Here is a 13,325-nt window from a genome sequence, read left to right as displayed (position 1 = left end):
TTTTTTCATTTTACTCTTTGTACCCATCAAAATCAACTGATAGTGCGATTGATTAAATTTTCCCAACTTTCTTTCAGTTTCACAAAATCAACCTCTTGTTTATCCTTACCATAAATATGTTGTTCATACACAGCGGTCAGTTTCTGCATCGCTCCTGTCTCTAACGCTTCATCAACTCGCTCAGCAAATGCACGTAATGTTTCGCCATCTTTCCGGCGTAAGCCAATACGAGATAATTGCTTCATTAAAACCTGGTATGATGCATCAAAATTTGTCCAGTCCGCTTCTTTTTTACGAAATGCTCGTACTTGCATTTTAGGTATCCACGTTTTACGTTGCATAAACAAAGCAATGCCACCGAGGATCATCAAAATGCCTAGAGCGATCCATACATAAGTAAACTTTTTCATCCATGTCCAAACAGAATCAAAACTAAACGACGTTGAGCTAGATGTTTCTTTCTTCGGCTCTTGCTCTTCTTTCATTGGTTGCTCTTGTTTTTTTTCTGGCTGCAGCACTTGCTCCTGCTGAGGAGTATCTTGCTCAATATCATAATCAATATTCACATTCCCTGTGAATCCAATTGTCGGCTCAAACTCCATCCAGCCTATCCCTGGTACATATGCTTCAACCCATGAGTGTGCATTATCATTTGTAATTTGATATTCCTGCAAACCATCTGTTATTCGACCAGGCTTACCAGGTGCAAAGCCTTTCACCCAACGTGCCGGTATCCCAGCCGAACGTAGGAGAACAACCATTGATGTTGAGAAATTATCACAATAACCAACTTTAGTATCAAATAAAAACTGATCAACATAATCTTGACCCTCAGCTGGAATTGCTACATCTTTTTTATCGTATCTAAAGCCATGAGATGAAAAATATTTTTCAACTGCTTTTATTTGATCATAAACCGAAGCTTTATCCTTTGTGATATCATTTGCTAAATTTACTACACGTTGCGGAAGTGTATTTGGCAATTGTAAAAAACGATTAAAGGACGTATCTAATGTTTCTAATGAGGATGGTTCAGACATTTGAAGCTGCTTCATGCTATATTCTGGCTCACTATAAGAAATAGTATAGTTAGACAATAATTTCGATTCACCATTCTGTTGTTCTACTGCTATCTTTTCAGTACGTTCATCCTGAATAAATAGCGGTGAATCTTGGGCAGAAACAGATATCATGCCATACGTTTGCAATAAAAATGGCATTGGGGCAGCAATTTCTATTTGAATCTCACTTTCTTTTTCAGGAGATCCAACTTGTAACGAAGTTTGGATAGGGGTATTTGTTTGGTAGACATTTTTGCCAAAGTTCCCCTCCGAAAGAATCCAACCCTTCGAAGTATAAGTATCCTTTGTATCTATACGCCAATAATGACGATCACGGGAAGTAGCAGTAAAAATTAGTGTATTATCACCTTGAAACGGTCCTCCTAATCGGCTATCATCCTCGCTGTAACCTACTTTTTTTGCACCTGTTCCAAAGTCCCCTTGGCCTGCAACCCCTTTAATAAAAGGAACTGGATCAGCCCAGGTCGGCCCTGTCTTAGGTAAAAAGACTGCCACTGAACTAACAAGCATTACCGAAACGATCATCGGAATAGCCAGTTTCCACTTTCCTATTTCATTGCTCGGTGCATCTGTTTGAAGCCATAGGCGCTTAACAAAAAGCAAACCTGTCATTATTAATCCAAGCACAATAACTTTAACAATTGCTACCTTTCCATCATAGTCACTAAACGTATCTAGTGTAGCAATAAAGAATACGGTTAATGCGAAGAAATAGATTATATTTTTCCGCACCGTTATCCAGTGATGAATTAGATATATTATCATCCAAATCAACACAAGGAATAGCACCGTTCTAAATGAATCCGATACTTGCCCAAAATCGCCCGAAAGAATTTTAGTCATATTCCATTTCAATTCATGCAATAGAAATGGTAATGTCTGTCCTGATATAAAGGGACTTTCACTATAAACAAACACTATAAACCAAGTAATATAACCAAATTTCACTAATCCCGACAACAATGGATGTATTTGAAATAAGCTGAGTACCAATGATAGACCGATAAACACTAAAAACAAATGATTCAAGCTTGTATTGGTTAGCTCCATTACAGGAATAAGCCATTCACGTAAAATTAGAAAAATTATTACGTATGCTATTGTTAATTCTATAAAATCTCCTTGTGATTTTTTCACGGCTTCATCACCTCCGTGAACAGATGGTAATAATCTGTTGGATTTACATATACAACTCTAATTTGCTTATAACGCTTAGCCAGCTCCGTTTGCATAGGTGGCCGCTCCGCTACTACAAAACAAATACAGCTTTTCACCATATTGGCTAGCGAATGAAGTAGTTCATCTGATACTTCACTCGTAACATACAGTAATGTTGCGATATGCTTAAACACTTGCTGATCTCGTAATTGAAATTTGATAGCTTCAGCAGGTTTTATTGCAGCTAAATGATACATTACTTGATCTAGCCGCTTATTACCTTGGATATTAGGAAACACATTCGTTTTAGAACCAGCTGAAACAAATGAAATATCTCCACGTTCTCCGACAATTGTTTGTAGCATCGATGCTACAAGCTCAATTTTTTCTTCAAATAACGGAGACTTTCCGGCATGGAGTACCAACATTAACTCCTGTGATTGACGATCTTCAAATTCCTTAGATTGCAACGTTTGTGTTTTCGCAAATGATTTCCAGTGAATCCATGAAAAACGGTCACCTGGAACATACTCACGTAAGCCAACAGCCATTGATGTATCCTTCACAATCGAATAAGGAGACATCATTGTACCAACATCAAATTTTGTTTGAAGCGCGGCATACCTCATCTCGCGTACTCTCGGGTAAACTAAAATGACTTGTTCCTTTTCTGCCGTAACTCGCTTTTTTGCCCAGCCAAAAAAATCACAGAAAACAATATTAACACCTAAGTAACGATGCTCGCCACGGGACATATTTTCCAACACGTAATCCCAGCTAAATTTTTTCCTGAAGCCAACGAACTTAATGGTATTCGTTCCTTGGACCCTCGATTGAACAAGGGCTTCACTGTTCACAAGTTCCTCGATCATCATATAAGCAAACGGAAAGCGTGTTTTTCGTTCTACCGTAACTGTAACCTTAGCAGATTGTCCACACTCAACATGAGATGGCTCAATTTTGCGTTCCACTAGTAAAATATTTTCTTTCACCAGTAAGAAAATAAATGCGTATACTAAAAACGGACTAACCGTAAAAAACACAAACCAACTAACAAACCCACCTTGGAACATGGCATAACAAAACGTTATGATCATTAACAAAGATACTAATAAGAAATGTTTACTTTTCTCTATTAAAGCTTGCCATTTCTTCATTGCTCTGCAAACCTCTTTGTCGGCACAGGTGTTTTCGCAATAATTCGCTCAATAATTTCCTCTGCCGTAACGTTATCGTAACGAGCTTCTGGTTTTAATACTAGACGATGGCTAAAAACAAATGGTACTAAATATTGAACATCGTCAGGAGTAACGTAGCTACGCCCTTTTATAAATGCATAAGCTTGTGAAGCTTTCATTAAAGCAATCGTTGCGCGAGGACTTACACCTAAATATACATAGCTACTTTCCCTTGTTTGAGTCGCTAATTCGACCATATAGTTTTTGACCGAATCTTTAACAAACACACCCTGTACAAGCTCCTGCAATTCATTTAATTGCGCAACTGTTAGCACCGCTTCAATTTTTTCAATTGGTTTACCATGTTCAGCGCGACGAAGAATTTCCACTTCTTGCACTCTTGAAGGATAACCCATTTTTATTTTTAGTAAGAAACGATCCAGCTGTGCTTCAGGTAACGGATATGTTCCCTCATGCTCAATAGGATTTTGAGTGGCCATAACGAAAAAAGGTTGATTGATTGTTAAAGTTTTACCATCAATTGTTACTGAAGCTTCCTCCATCCCTTCAAGTAAAGCAGATTGTGTTTTTGGAGACGTACGGTTAATTTCATCAGCTAAAATGATATCTCCCATGATCGGACCAGGTCGAAATTCAAATTCCAACGTTTTTGGATTATAGATAGATACCCCTACAACATCTGACGGTAATAAATCAGGTGTAAATTGAATCCTTTTAAACTGTGCATCAAAGGATTTAGCCAGTGCTCGCACCATCATTGTTTTTCCGACACCTGGTACGTCCTCTAGCAAGACATGTCCCCTTGCCAGCAAAGCTACTATGCTGAGCTCCGCAACTTCTCTTTTGCCTATCATTACTTTTTCTATATTTTCTAATACAACTTGTATTTGTGAATTCATAAATCAAAAAAACCTCCTACTTCATTTTCAGCAATTGTTTGAATTGCATGATAACTCATTTAAGAATAACGAAATATGTTTTGTAACACAATTATATGAAACGTCCCTCTATTGCTTTATTCCTATAGTTCGAGCACTTAGCGAGAAAAGTAGTAATACTTCAGCATGAAAAAGAAGGCTTGCCTGAATACAATTCAAACAAGCCTATCTTTTAGTATAACGCCATTACCTATCAAAATGTTACAGATTTAATTTTTTTAACCATAAATTCTCTAATGAAGATGAATTTTCTTGTAAAAGTATTTCCTCTAATTCACCAGAAATAAGTATGTTTCCTTCATGTAAAACTAACACATCGTCCGCTACTTCCTCCGCAAAAGCCAGTAAGTGCGTAGAAAATATGACAGTACAGCCCCTTGCTTTTTCCTCTAGCATCATTTTTTTCAGCTCTGCAATCCAAAAAGGATCTAAACCATTCGTAGGCTCATCTAAAATAAGCAAAGAGCCTTCACCAAGTAAACTTTGAGCCAGATTCAATCGTTGACGCATCCCTTTTGAGAAATGCTTCACTTTTTGCTTTCGAACATCCCATAAAGCAACGCGTCTCAGTACATCTTCCTGTTCCTTTTTGCCAATTTGCTTTAAAGAGGCAAGTAGCTGCAAAATTTCTGCTGCTGTTAACATAGACGGGAAATCCACATCGTCAGGCATGTACCGAATAGCTTGTGGTTTATGCCATATTATTTCTCCTGATTTTTGCTTTTCTTGCCCAGTTAGCAGGCGAATTAAAGTACTCTTTCCAGCACCATTTCCTCCTACAAGCGCTAAAATACGCCCAGCCTGTAAAGAAAAGGAGGCTTCTTGAAGACCTCTATTATTACCATAGATATTCGATAACTTCTTTGTTTCTAATAGCATCATCTTCTATCCCCTTTCTTTAAAAGCAAGCTAGTGTAAACTAATGGACTTATTATCCAAAGTAGTGTCACAGCTACGTATACTGCGTAACCTAGTGGCGATGAATAAAACTGTGTTACTTTATAAAATGCTGGTCCAAGCACACTAGCTTGATCTGTAAAAATAAAGTAACCAAATCGCATCCACTCCACAGGATTAATATGTATCGCTATGATCGTCAGCTTTTGAAGAATATGGCCCGCCACGACAGTTCCGATAGCCATTAAAGCATAAGAGATTAACAATAAAAAAATGGACCAAAATACAAGTGATAACGATAGTGCAAATAATCTTGTTTTTGCAAAAGCTCCTACTGCAATGGCCAATGACACAAAAATGAAGATACATAGCAAAGTTAGAATAATGAAAATAAATGGTAAACGCACTCCACCAAGAAATCCACCAAGCGCTAAAATCACTCCAAACGCCACAACAACGACCAATAAAAAGGCAAGTACGGAGGCAATATACTTTCCTGCAATATATTGCGTACGTGTCATCGGATATGTCTTTAATAATGAAAACCAGCCTGATTCCACATCACCAGCGACACTCATACTACCGATAGTTAATATAAATAGAGGCAATAAAAACAACAATACATTTAAAAACGAAGCGGTCTGTCTTGTAAAACCCTCTACATCAGGTAATGCCATTTGCTGAATGACAACGATAGCTGTAAAAACAAATGTGAAAAGTATGCCTACAAGTTGCATCCAACGACTTCTAAGCATTTGCTTTAATTCTAGTTTAATAAGCATGCTATACATTATTTATGGATCCCCCATTTAAAGTCGTGTAAATCCTTATAGGCAAGTAGCTGACCTTCTCCCTCTGTAGTCATCCACTCCTGTGCCGCTTCCTTTGAATCGAGCGCAACTACCCCATAATTCATCGGAGTCCAATAATCCTTGTTGTATACATAAACAGCTTTAAAAACATCAATCCATTCATTTTTTGCTGCATCTTTAATATAAGCCGCCCCTATCTCATCTTCTCCATTTGCTTTTATATATTCCATCAAACAGCCAATGTCATCAAAAATTTCATAATCACCATTCTTCAATGCAATTTGACCAGCATATGCATTGTGAACTATACTCATATTGCAAATTTTACAAACATCGGTTTCACTAACTATTTCACGAGGCTCATATGTTTTTTCACTACAGCCCATCAGAACACCACAACATAGCATTACAATCATCATCCAGTTTTTCATTCTGTTATTCCTCTTTTCCATAGCCATAAGCTACTTAATGTCAAGAATAAACCTACTAGCATTTGCACTACATTTATCTTGTTCTTTTCGTTTACATGCTTCATCGCCAATTTTGGAGTATTATCAACAAGCATGTTCTTTTCAGTCTTATTAATTTGCTGATCCAGCGATGTCAGTAAAATGACGCTCGGAGATGCCACGAAATATTGGTAAACTGGCTGACGTACCATCCATTGACCAAAGCTTGACACAGCTACATATGGAATATCACCGATACCATTATCTTTTAAGTCAATCCCTGAGTAATCATCATAATAATTACTTACTAGTTGAAAGCCTTGCTTATCGGAGCGCGCAGTTAAAATGTTACCCGTAAAGTTATTACTACTAGCCATTGTGTCGTCACTTACCTCTGTACCTTCAATGGCTGTTTGGTTCATCTGAAAATCATTTGTTTCAATTTGGATATTTGCACTTTTCTGCATTGCAACACCAGTTCGGTTATTTTTGATCGTGTTATGTTTAATTTTGGCTTGCTGCACATCATATAGCAGCATACCGTAGCCATTAAAATCAAAATGATTAGCTACTATATTATTTTCAAGGAATATATTTGTTGTCATCATAATCATAAGGCCAGTCACATTCTGATCATATGTATTTAAGAGTGCTTTGGCATCACTTGTATACATAAAATGCGTACCATAACGACCGCTCGTCACTTTATTACGTTGAACAACAATATGCTTGACCTCTTCTATATAAATTCCGTCCTGAACTTTCTCAACAGTATTGCCTTCGATGGTGATGTCCTCACTCTTAAAAACAGCCACACCATTACCTTTTTTGGAATAATGACCTTCAATGCCACTCACATCGATATCATGTATGTGTACATTTTTGGAACGTTGTATATGGACACCCGTATGAACATCTTTAATTCGTAACTTACGTAGCTTAAGTCCATCTACAGTATTAGCAACGATCGCTTTATTTTTCCCTGATAACGTTATATTTTCCACAGTGACATTTGCAGTGCTTTCAATTCGGAGTGTGGGGTTGTCTCTTTCACCGATAAGTTCCGTTCCCTCTTCACCTTGTAGCGTTATCGGTTTTGTCACATTAAAATTACCTTGGTAACGACCAGCAGGAATATGAACGACCTCCCCAGGCTTTGCTACATTAATGGCTTCCTGTACATCAAAATCGGCATGCACTGTCTGACTCATAAATAGAAAAAATAATAAGGTAAACCCTATTTTTTTCACCAATCCTTACCTCCCAATTCAACACGAAAAGACTAGAGGATTCCCCCTAGTCCATTCAATTTAATGACCTTGACCGTCATGATTCTTTTCTTCCATATGCATAGAATCAGTTTCACCTTTTGCTTCTTTTTCAGCTTTTTCTTTCATTCTCTTATTACGTCGCTCTAAAGCATCATCTTTAATTTTTTGTAATTCCTCTACATGCGCAGTTGGATTTTCAGCTATATATTTGTCTGCATCAGCTTTATCGTTGAAATAAATATATCCCCAATTCATCGGAGATTTTAGGTCTGTTTTGACGATAGTTGCATCATCAACCTTTACCCAATCTTTTGTGATAAAATCACGTACAAATTTTTCGTTCTTTTCATGATTAGCAACCTCAGCATTTACTAAACAGCCTATGTCGTCATAAAAGGCAACTGTTCCATCCTCTTTTATTGCTTGAGTAGAGAATTCACCCATATCTTCGTCCTTCAAATACACTTTCATATTACACATTTCACACATTGTACCTTCTTTTGGCTCTTGTAAACGTGGATCCACTAAAGAAGCGACCTGTGTTGATTTATCCTTTGCTTCTGCTTCACTTGTTGTAACATCTTGCTTAGACTCTTCTTTCTTAACTTGATCTTTTTCTGTACCACATGCCGCGAGTAAAAGTAATGCAGCAAGTGCAGGTAACCATATTCTTTTCACAAATTCTTCCCCCAATATTTCTTTTTTCTGTTTCTATTAAATACTTTACAGGTAAGTTGTGAAATAAGTTAAAAATAGCTGTGAAGTATTGGAAAAATTATCTTGAATATTCATTGAACATCTTGACTTCAAATATTTTGAATAAAAAATATATTATTCCCATTTTTTACACCTTGTATTAAAAGTAATTAAGGTGTACCTGACCTGTTGGAGAAATTTCGTTTTATTACTAAAAATTAGAGTGACTTGCCGAAAGTTGTTGATTGGAGTGGAGACTGGACGACTCCTCGGGGATTAGCAATAGAGGAACGAAGGCTAAAACCATCACGTCCTGTGATAACGCCTTCGTGACCAACATCCTGTATGCCCAAGCGGCTCATCGGACGCCCCCAGGAAGCTCTGCTCTGTGCGAAAGCGAAGCGTCAGCAACAATGTTTTAACTGCGCGAAAGCGAAGCGTCAGCGATAAAAGCGCCCAGTCGGAACAGAAATCAATCCCTCTTTTTGGCGAAGAGCTATTAATATGGTGGAACTTAAAGTGTCACAACATTTTTTCAACACAAATCGAGTAGGAGGGAGTGATTAACTCCCGACCTCTCACACCACCGTACTTACGGATCCGTATACGGCGGTTCCATGTAGTCTGACGAACAGCGATTTTGTATCTCCCTATTCGTTGTGCTTTTCGGTCTCTCCTTGCCACTTGTATTCTCAGCCCTCTTAATGTCTCCCATGGGATTCACCATTTCTTCCACTAAATAAGTCCATCTTTGGATTGTCTGCTTCATCGAATAAGTGAAATTTGAGTTTATTCCACACTCCTTCATGGTTCGGTCCTTCCCATGTTAACGGTACTATGACCTCTGCTGACTTCTGATGGTTCAGCTACTTGTCATCAAGCAGGTTATGAAGGGTACTTCACGTTTCCATCAGACCTCCCCGGGTAAGCGTATGCACTTTCACACCATCTATCCGCCTCATTTACTCGATATGACCTTCGACAGAAAGGATTTTGTGTTGTTATGCACACTCATCCAATCATACCTAGCCTACTATGAGGTTCGTGTTCCTCGGACCGGTGTTTTGCCTCCAGCTTCCTTCAGATTCAGCGTCGCCACGGACACCCTTGCTCTTGGCTAACCTCTACTTCTGTCTTCGGGGTTCGGGACTTGCACCCTATAGTTCATACGCATGCCGGGCGCACATAAAAAACTCTCTACATCCATAATGATGTAGAGAGTTTGATTTACGATGTTATATAGAAGAACGGTAACTATTGAGAAGCTTCTTTTGTTTGCTGACAAGACTTAACTTAACGGCAGTTTCATTTAATTCATTGCGTATTTGCAAATCGTAAGCACTGTCCTCATAACTTGCTGCTATTTTATTTGGACGTTGCTGCTGTATTTGTCTAGTTTTACTGATATGCTTTTTATCTTTATTCTTTTGCAGACTATTTTTAAACTGTTGCTTCGGATTTTGTCCGAAATTATGACTTAAATCCCCAGCATGTAAATACTGTTTTTCGTTACGAAATATACTACTAGTCGTCGAACTTACTCTAGAAGTCCTCATAAATAATTACCCTCCTTTACTTTTTATCAACTCTATAGGTATATATATCGACATTATATGCTTGAACTTAATAATACAGAACCAAATTGCTTAAAAAAGAGATAAAAGAGCTATAAGAAAAAGTATTTTTCACTTTTTCTTATAACTCTTTTCCCAAATATTACTCATCATCACAGCATGGGGTTGATTTCGTTCCGGCTAGGCGCTTTCCTGGAGTGGCCCTACCTCCACTCAAATCAACTTATATACAAAGGGATATTTATCAACAAATATCCTTTATCTTTCAGTGATGAACCTTATAAATATTACTTCCAAAAATCATCAAATATAGTAATTGGCATATGACGTTTGTGTTGTGAACGTAAATAATACCCTTCTAATGTTTTACGAGCATCTTCAGGGATTTCCTTACCCTCTAAATAATCATCAATTTGGTCATACGTTAAACCTAGGGCTACTTCATCTGGTAATGAAGGACGATCTTCCTCTAAATCTGCAGTTGGTATTTTTAAATATAAGTGCCCCGGGCAATCAAGCGCAGCTAACATCTGCTTACCCTGACGCTTGTTGAGACGGAAGATTGGCATTAAATCCGCACCACCATCCCCAAATTTTGTGTAAAAACCTGTAATTGCTTCCGCAGCATGATCGGTCCCTAACACAACAGCATTATTCATAGCAGCAATAGAATACTGCACTTTCATTCGCTCACGTGCCTTTTCATTCCCTTTAGCAAAATCGCTTAGTTCAATACCCGCATTCATTAGGGCTCTAACACTTGCATCTACTGCATCTTTAATGTTGACCGTACTAGTTTTAGTAGGATTTATATAGCTAATCGCATCCTGACAGTCCTTTTCATCTGCTTGCACACCATATGGTAATCGAACTGCCCAAAACGAGTACTTCGCTTCTCCTGCCTCAGCATTTAATTCGTCTACTGCAAGCTGCGTTAATTTCCCAGTTAACGTAGAGTCTTGACCACCTGATATCCCGAGCACAAATCCTTTTACAAAGCTATAACGACGTGCATATTCCTTTAAAAAATCAATGGACTTGCGAATCTCTTCCTGCGCATCAATAGTAGGCAATACCCGTAATTCCTTAATGATTTCTTGCTGTAATGTCATTTTGTCCTTCACTCCTTACGCTTTACAATCGATTGACCATTTCACTTACTTCTTCAATATTACGCATTTTATTATCCCAGCATTTTTGGCTTAAATCGACTGGGTATTCCTCAGGATTCATGGCACGTTTATATTCATCCCATAACAACTCTAAATTATTAGCTGCATAATCCCGCATTTCTTCCAAAGTAGGATTTTGATAATTTATTTCACCATTTTTAATTACATGATGATGTAAATTCTTAGCTTCAAAGTTCGTTACAAATTTTGATACGAATGTATGAACAGGGTGGAACATTTTAATTTTTTTCTCTGATTGGGGATTTTCATCTTGCATCGTAATGTAATCCCCCTCAGCCTTGCCATTCTTTCTATCAATAATGCGATATACATTTTTAAGACCTGGCGTCGTTACCTTTTCAGCATTCGCTGAAATTTTAATCGTATCTTCTAATTGTCCATCGTTATTTTCAATGGCGACCATTTTATAAACAGCACCTAAAGCTGGTTGGTCATATGCAGTAATGAGCTTTGTACCAATTCCCCACACATCAACTTTTGCACCTTGAGCCTTTAAGTTTAAGATCGTGTATTCATCTAAGTCATTTGATACGATAATTTTAGCGTTCTTGAAGCCTGCCTCATCTAACATACGACGTGCTTCTTTTGACAAGAAAGCTATATCCCCACTGTCTAGACGAATTCCAATAAAATTAATTTTGTCACCAAGCTCTTTAGCCACTTGTATCGCTGTTGGCACACCCGATTTTAATGTATTGTAAGTGTCTACAAGGAATACGCAATCACGATGACGTTTTGCATAGGAGTGAAAAGCATCATAATCATTTTTATAGGCCTGTACAAGTGCATGAGCATGTGTACCTGATACTGGTATATTAAAGAGTTTACCTGCTCGCACATTACTAGTTGAGGCAAAACCACCAATAAACGCTGCACGAGTTCCCCAAATCGCTGCGTCCATCTCCTGAGCGCGTCGTGTACCGAACTCCATCGCCACTTCATTTTTTATAATTTGTTTAATACGGCTAGCCTTTGTTGCAATTAAGGTTTGGTAATTCACAATGTTAAGTAATGCGGTTTCAATTAGCTGTGCTTCCACTAACGGCGCTTCGATACGGATAATTGGTTCATTAGCGAAAACAGTTTCTCCTTCCACCATAGAGTACATATCCCCTGTAAAACGAATATTTTTTAAATACTCGATAAAATCCTCTTTATAACCAACCTCTTCACGTAAATACGCAATATCCGAATCAGTGAAATGGAAATCACGTAAATACTCAAGAATTCTCTCTAATCCCGCAAAGATTGCAAAACCATTGCCGAAAGGTAATTTTCTAAAATATAATTCGAAAACTGCTTTTCTATTATGTATACCATCAGCCCAATATGATTCTGCCATATTGATTTGGTACAAGTCCGTGTGTAGCGCTAAGCTATCATCTGCATAGTTTGATCTCACAAGAAACCCCTTCTTCCGCTTTGATAATTAGTCCTAGTATACACTATATACCCAAATTCTTGCGTATTACATCCTCCTACATTAATGTTAGGTTTCCTTACATGAATTTTAAGAAAATTTCGAATCGTACACATTTTAGACACAATTTTTAGTACCGCTTTCATTCCCCTTTTAAAAACCTTTTCAGCAAACTATTACGAAAGACGAAATATACCATGTCATAAAATATAACATGAATATTCAAAAAATTATTGCGCTGTTTTTCATAGCGTTTTAACATGTAAATTAAATTTACTCAAGGAGCTGATATTGATGAAAAAAATTGAAGCAATCATCCGTCCTGAAGTTTTCGGTGCTGTCAGAGACGGACTTGCACAGGAAGGAATTGCAGGGCTCAGTGTTTCAGAGATTGCTGGATGCGGTCGTCAATTAGGGCGTACAGGGTTATTTCGTGGAAATACCTACGAAATTGAATTTTTGCCGAAGTTAAAATTAGAAATGATTGTAGATGATGAAAAAGTAGACCCTATTGTTGAAGTTTTATTATGTAAGGCAGCAACCGGAAAGGTCGGGGATGGCAAAATCTTCATTTATCCAGTTGAACAAGCAATTCGTATCCGCACAAAAGAAGTCGGATCAATTGCAGTAGAATAA

The 13,325-nt window shown here is 37.8% G+C and carries 12 protein-coding genes; 1 reads left to right on the top strand and 11 read right to left on the bottom strand.

The annotated features are described in order from the left end of the window. Window positions 1–32 precede the first annotated feature (32 nt). From JNUCC51_RS14525 to JNUCC51_RS14475, 11 genes are all read right to left on the bottom strand, one after another. Window positions 33–2,219, bottom strand: coding sequence for a transglutaminase TgpA family protein (locus JNUCC51_RS14525; protein ID WP_337988648.1), 2,187 nt, complete (start codon window positions 2,217–2,219; stop codon window positions 33–35). After that, complete coding sequence (locus tag JNUCC51_RS14520; RefSeq protein WP_337988647.1) at window positions 2,216–3,397, bottom strand: DUF58 domain-containing protein; 1,182 nt, start codon at window positions 3,395–3,397, stop codon at window positions 2,216–2,218. Before JNUCC51_RS14520 ends, JNUCC51_RS14525 begins: the two co-directional genes overlap by 4 nt. Further along, window positions 3,394–4,338: an AAA family ATPase gene (locus JNUCC51_RS14515; RefSeq protein WP_134025033.1), complete on the bottom strand. Its 945-nt coding sequence runs from the start codon at window positions 4,336–4,338 to the stop codon at window positions 3,394–3,396. Before JNUCC51_RS14515 ends, JNUCC51_RS14520 begins: the two co-directional genes overlap by 4 nt. 240 nt (window positions 4,339–4,578) lie before the next feature. Beyond that, complete coding sequence (locus tag JNUCC51_RS14510; RefSeq protein ID WP_337988646.1) at window positions 4,579–5,259, bottom strand: ABC transporter ATP-binding protein; 681 nt, start codon at window positions 5,257–5,259, stop codon at window positions 4,579–4,581. After that, window positions 5,256–6,065 carry an ABC transporter permease gene (locus tag JNUCC51_RS14505; protein ID WP_337988645.1) on the bottom strand — a complete coding sequence of 270 codons (810 nt, stop codon included), beginning with the start codon at window positions 6,063–6,065 and terminating at the stop codon, window positions 5,256–5,258. Before JNUCC51_RS14505 ends, JNUCC51_RS14510 begins: the two co-directional genes overlap by 4 nt. Further along, on the bottom strand, window positions 6,065–6,517 hold the full coding sequence (locus tag JNUCC51_RS14500) for a nitrous oxide reductase accessory protein NosL (protein ID WP_337988644.1): 453 nt from the start codon (window positions 6,515–6,517) through the stop codon (window positions 6,065–6,067). Before JNUCC51_RS14500 ends, JNUCC51_RS14505 begins: the two co-directional genes overlap by 1 nt. Beyond that, window positions 6,514–7,785 carry a right-handed parallel beta-helix repeat-containing protein gene (locus JNUCC51_RS14495; RefSeq protein WP_337988643.1) on the bottom strand — a complete coding sequence of 424 codons (1,272 nt, stop codon included), beginning with the start codon at window positions 7,783–7,785 and terminating at the stop codon, window positions 6,514–6,516. The genes JNUCC51_RS14500 and JNUCC51_RS14495 overlap by 4 nt, the downstream gene beginning before the upstream one ends. Before the next feature lie 60 nt (window positions 7,786–7,845). Then, complete coding sequence (locus JNUCC51_RS14490; protein ID WP_337988642.1) at window positions 7,846–8,484, bottom strand: nitrous oxide reductase accessory protein NosL; 639 nt, start codon at window positions 8,482–8,484, stop codon at window positions 7,846–7,848. A gap of 1,253 nt (window positions 8,485–9,737) precedes the next feature. After that, the gene (locus JNUCC51_RS14485) at window positions 9,738–10,058 is read right to left on the bottom strand and encodes an NAD synthetase (protein ID WP_337988641.1); all 321 of its coding nucleotides are present in this window, start codon (window positions 10,056–10,058) and stop codon (window positions 9,738–9,740) included. Between the two features lie 305 nt (window positions 10,059–10,363). After that, a complete protein-coding gene (gene nadE / locus JNUCC51_RS14480) occupies window positions 10,364–11,188 on the bottom strand; it encodes an NAD(+) synthase (protein WP_337988640.1) in 825 nt (274 codons plus the stop codon). 22 nt (window positions 11,189–11,210) lie between these two features. After that, the gene (locus tag JNUCC51_RS14475) at window positions 11,211–12,671 is read right to left on the bottom strand and encodes a nicotinate phosphoribosyltransferase (RefSeq protein ID WP_337988639.1); all 1,461 of its coding nucleotides are present in this window, start codon (window positions 12,669–12,671) and stop codon (window positions 11,211–11,213) included. Window positions 12,672–12,983: 312 nt separating this feature from the next. Between JNUCC51_RS14475 and JNUCC51_RS14470 the strand changes: the two genes are divergently transcribed. Beyond that, window positions 12,984–13,325, top strand: coding sequence for a P-II family nitrogen regulator (locus JNUCC51_RS14470; RefSeq protein ID WP_049667798.1), 342 nt, complete (start codon window positions 12,984–12,986; stop codon window positions 13,323–13,325).

The sequence above is a fragment of the Lysinibacillus sp. JNUCC 51 genome (assembly GCF_015999525.1).
Taxonomy (GTDB): domain Bacteria; phylum Bacillota; class Bacilli; order Bacillales_A; family Planococcaceae; genus Lysinibacillus; species Lysinibacillus xylanilyticus.
Note: the sequence above shows the minus strand (reverse complement) of the source record. Positions and strands in the feature narration are given on the sequence as shown.

Excerpts from the sequence above, each read along its gene's own strand:
- nadE (WP_337988640.1), bottom strand. The coding sequence starts at position 11,188 with ATGACATTACAGCAAGAAATCATTAAGGAATTACGGGTATTGCCTACT.
- JNUCC51_RS14485 (WP_337988641.1), bottom strand. The coding sequence starts at position 10,058 with ATGAGGACTTCTAGAGTAAGTTCGACGACTAGTAGTATATTTCGTAAC.
- JNUCC51_RS14515 (WP_134025033.1), bottom strand. The coding sequence starts at position 4,338 with ATGAATTCACAAATACAAGTTGTATTAGAAAATATAGAAAAAGTAATG.
- JNUCC51_RS14510 (WP_337988646.1), bottom strand. The coding sequence starts at position 5,259 with ATGATGCTATTAGAAACAAAGAAGTTATCGAATATCTATGGTAATAAT.
- JNUCC51_RS14470 (WP_049667798.1), top strand. The coding sequence starts at position 12,984 with ATGAAAAAAATTGAAGCAATCATCCGTCCTGAAGTTTTCGGTGCTGTC.
- JNUCC51_RS14500 (WP_337988644.1), bottom strand. The coding sequence starts at position 6,517 with ATGAAAAACTGGATGATGATTGTAATGCTATGTTGTGGTGTTCTGATG.
- JNUCC51_RS14520 (WP_337988647.1), bottom strand. The coding sequence starts at position 3,397 with ATGAAGAAATGGCAAGCTTTAATAGAGAAAAGTAAACATTTCTTATTA.
- JNUCC51_RS14505 (WP_337988645.1), bottom strand. The coding sequence starts at position 6,065 with ATGTATAGCATGCTTATTAAACTAGAATTAAAGCAAATGCTTAGAAGT.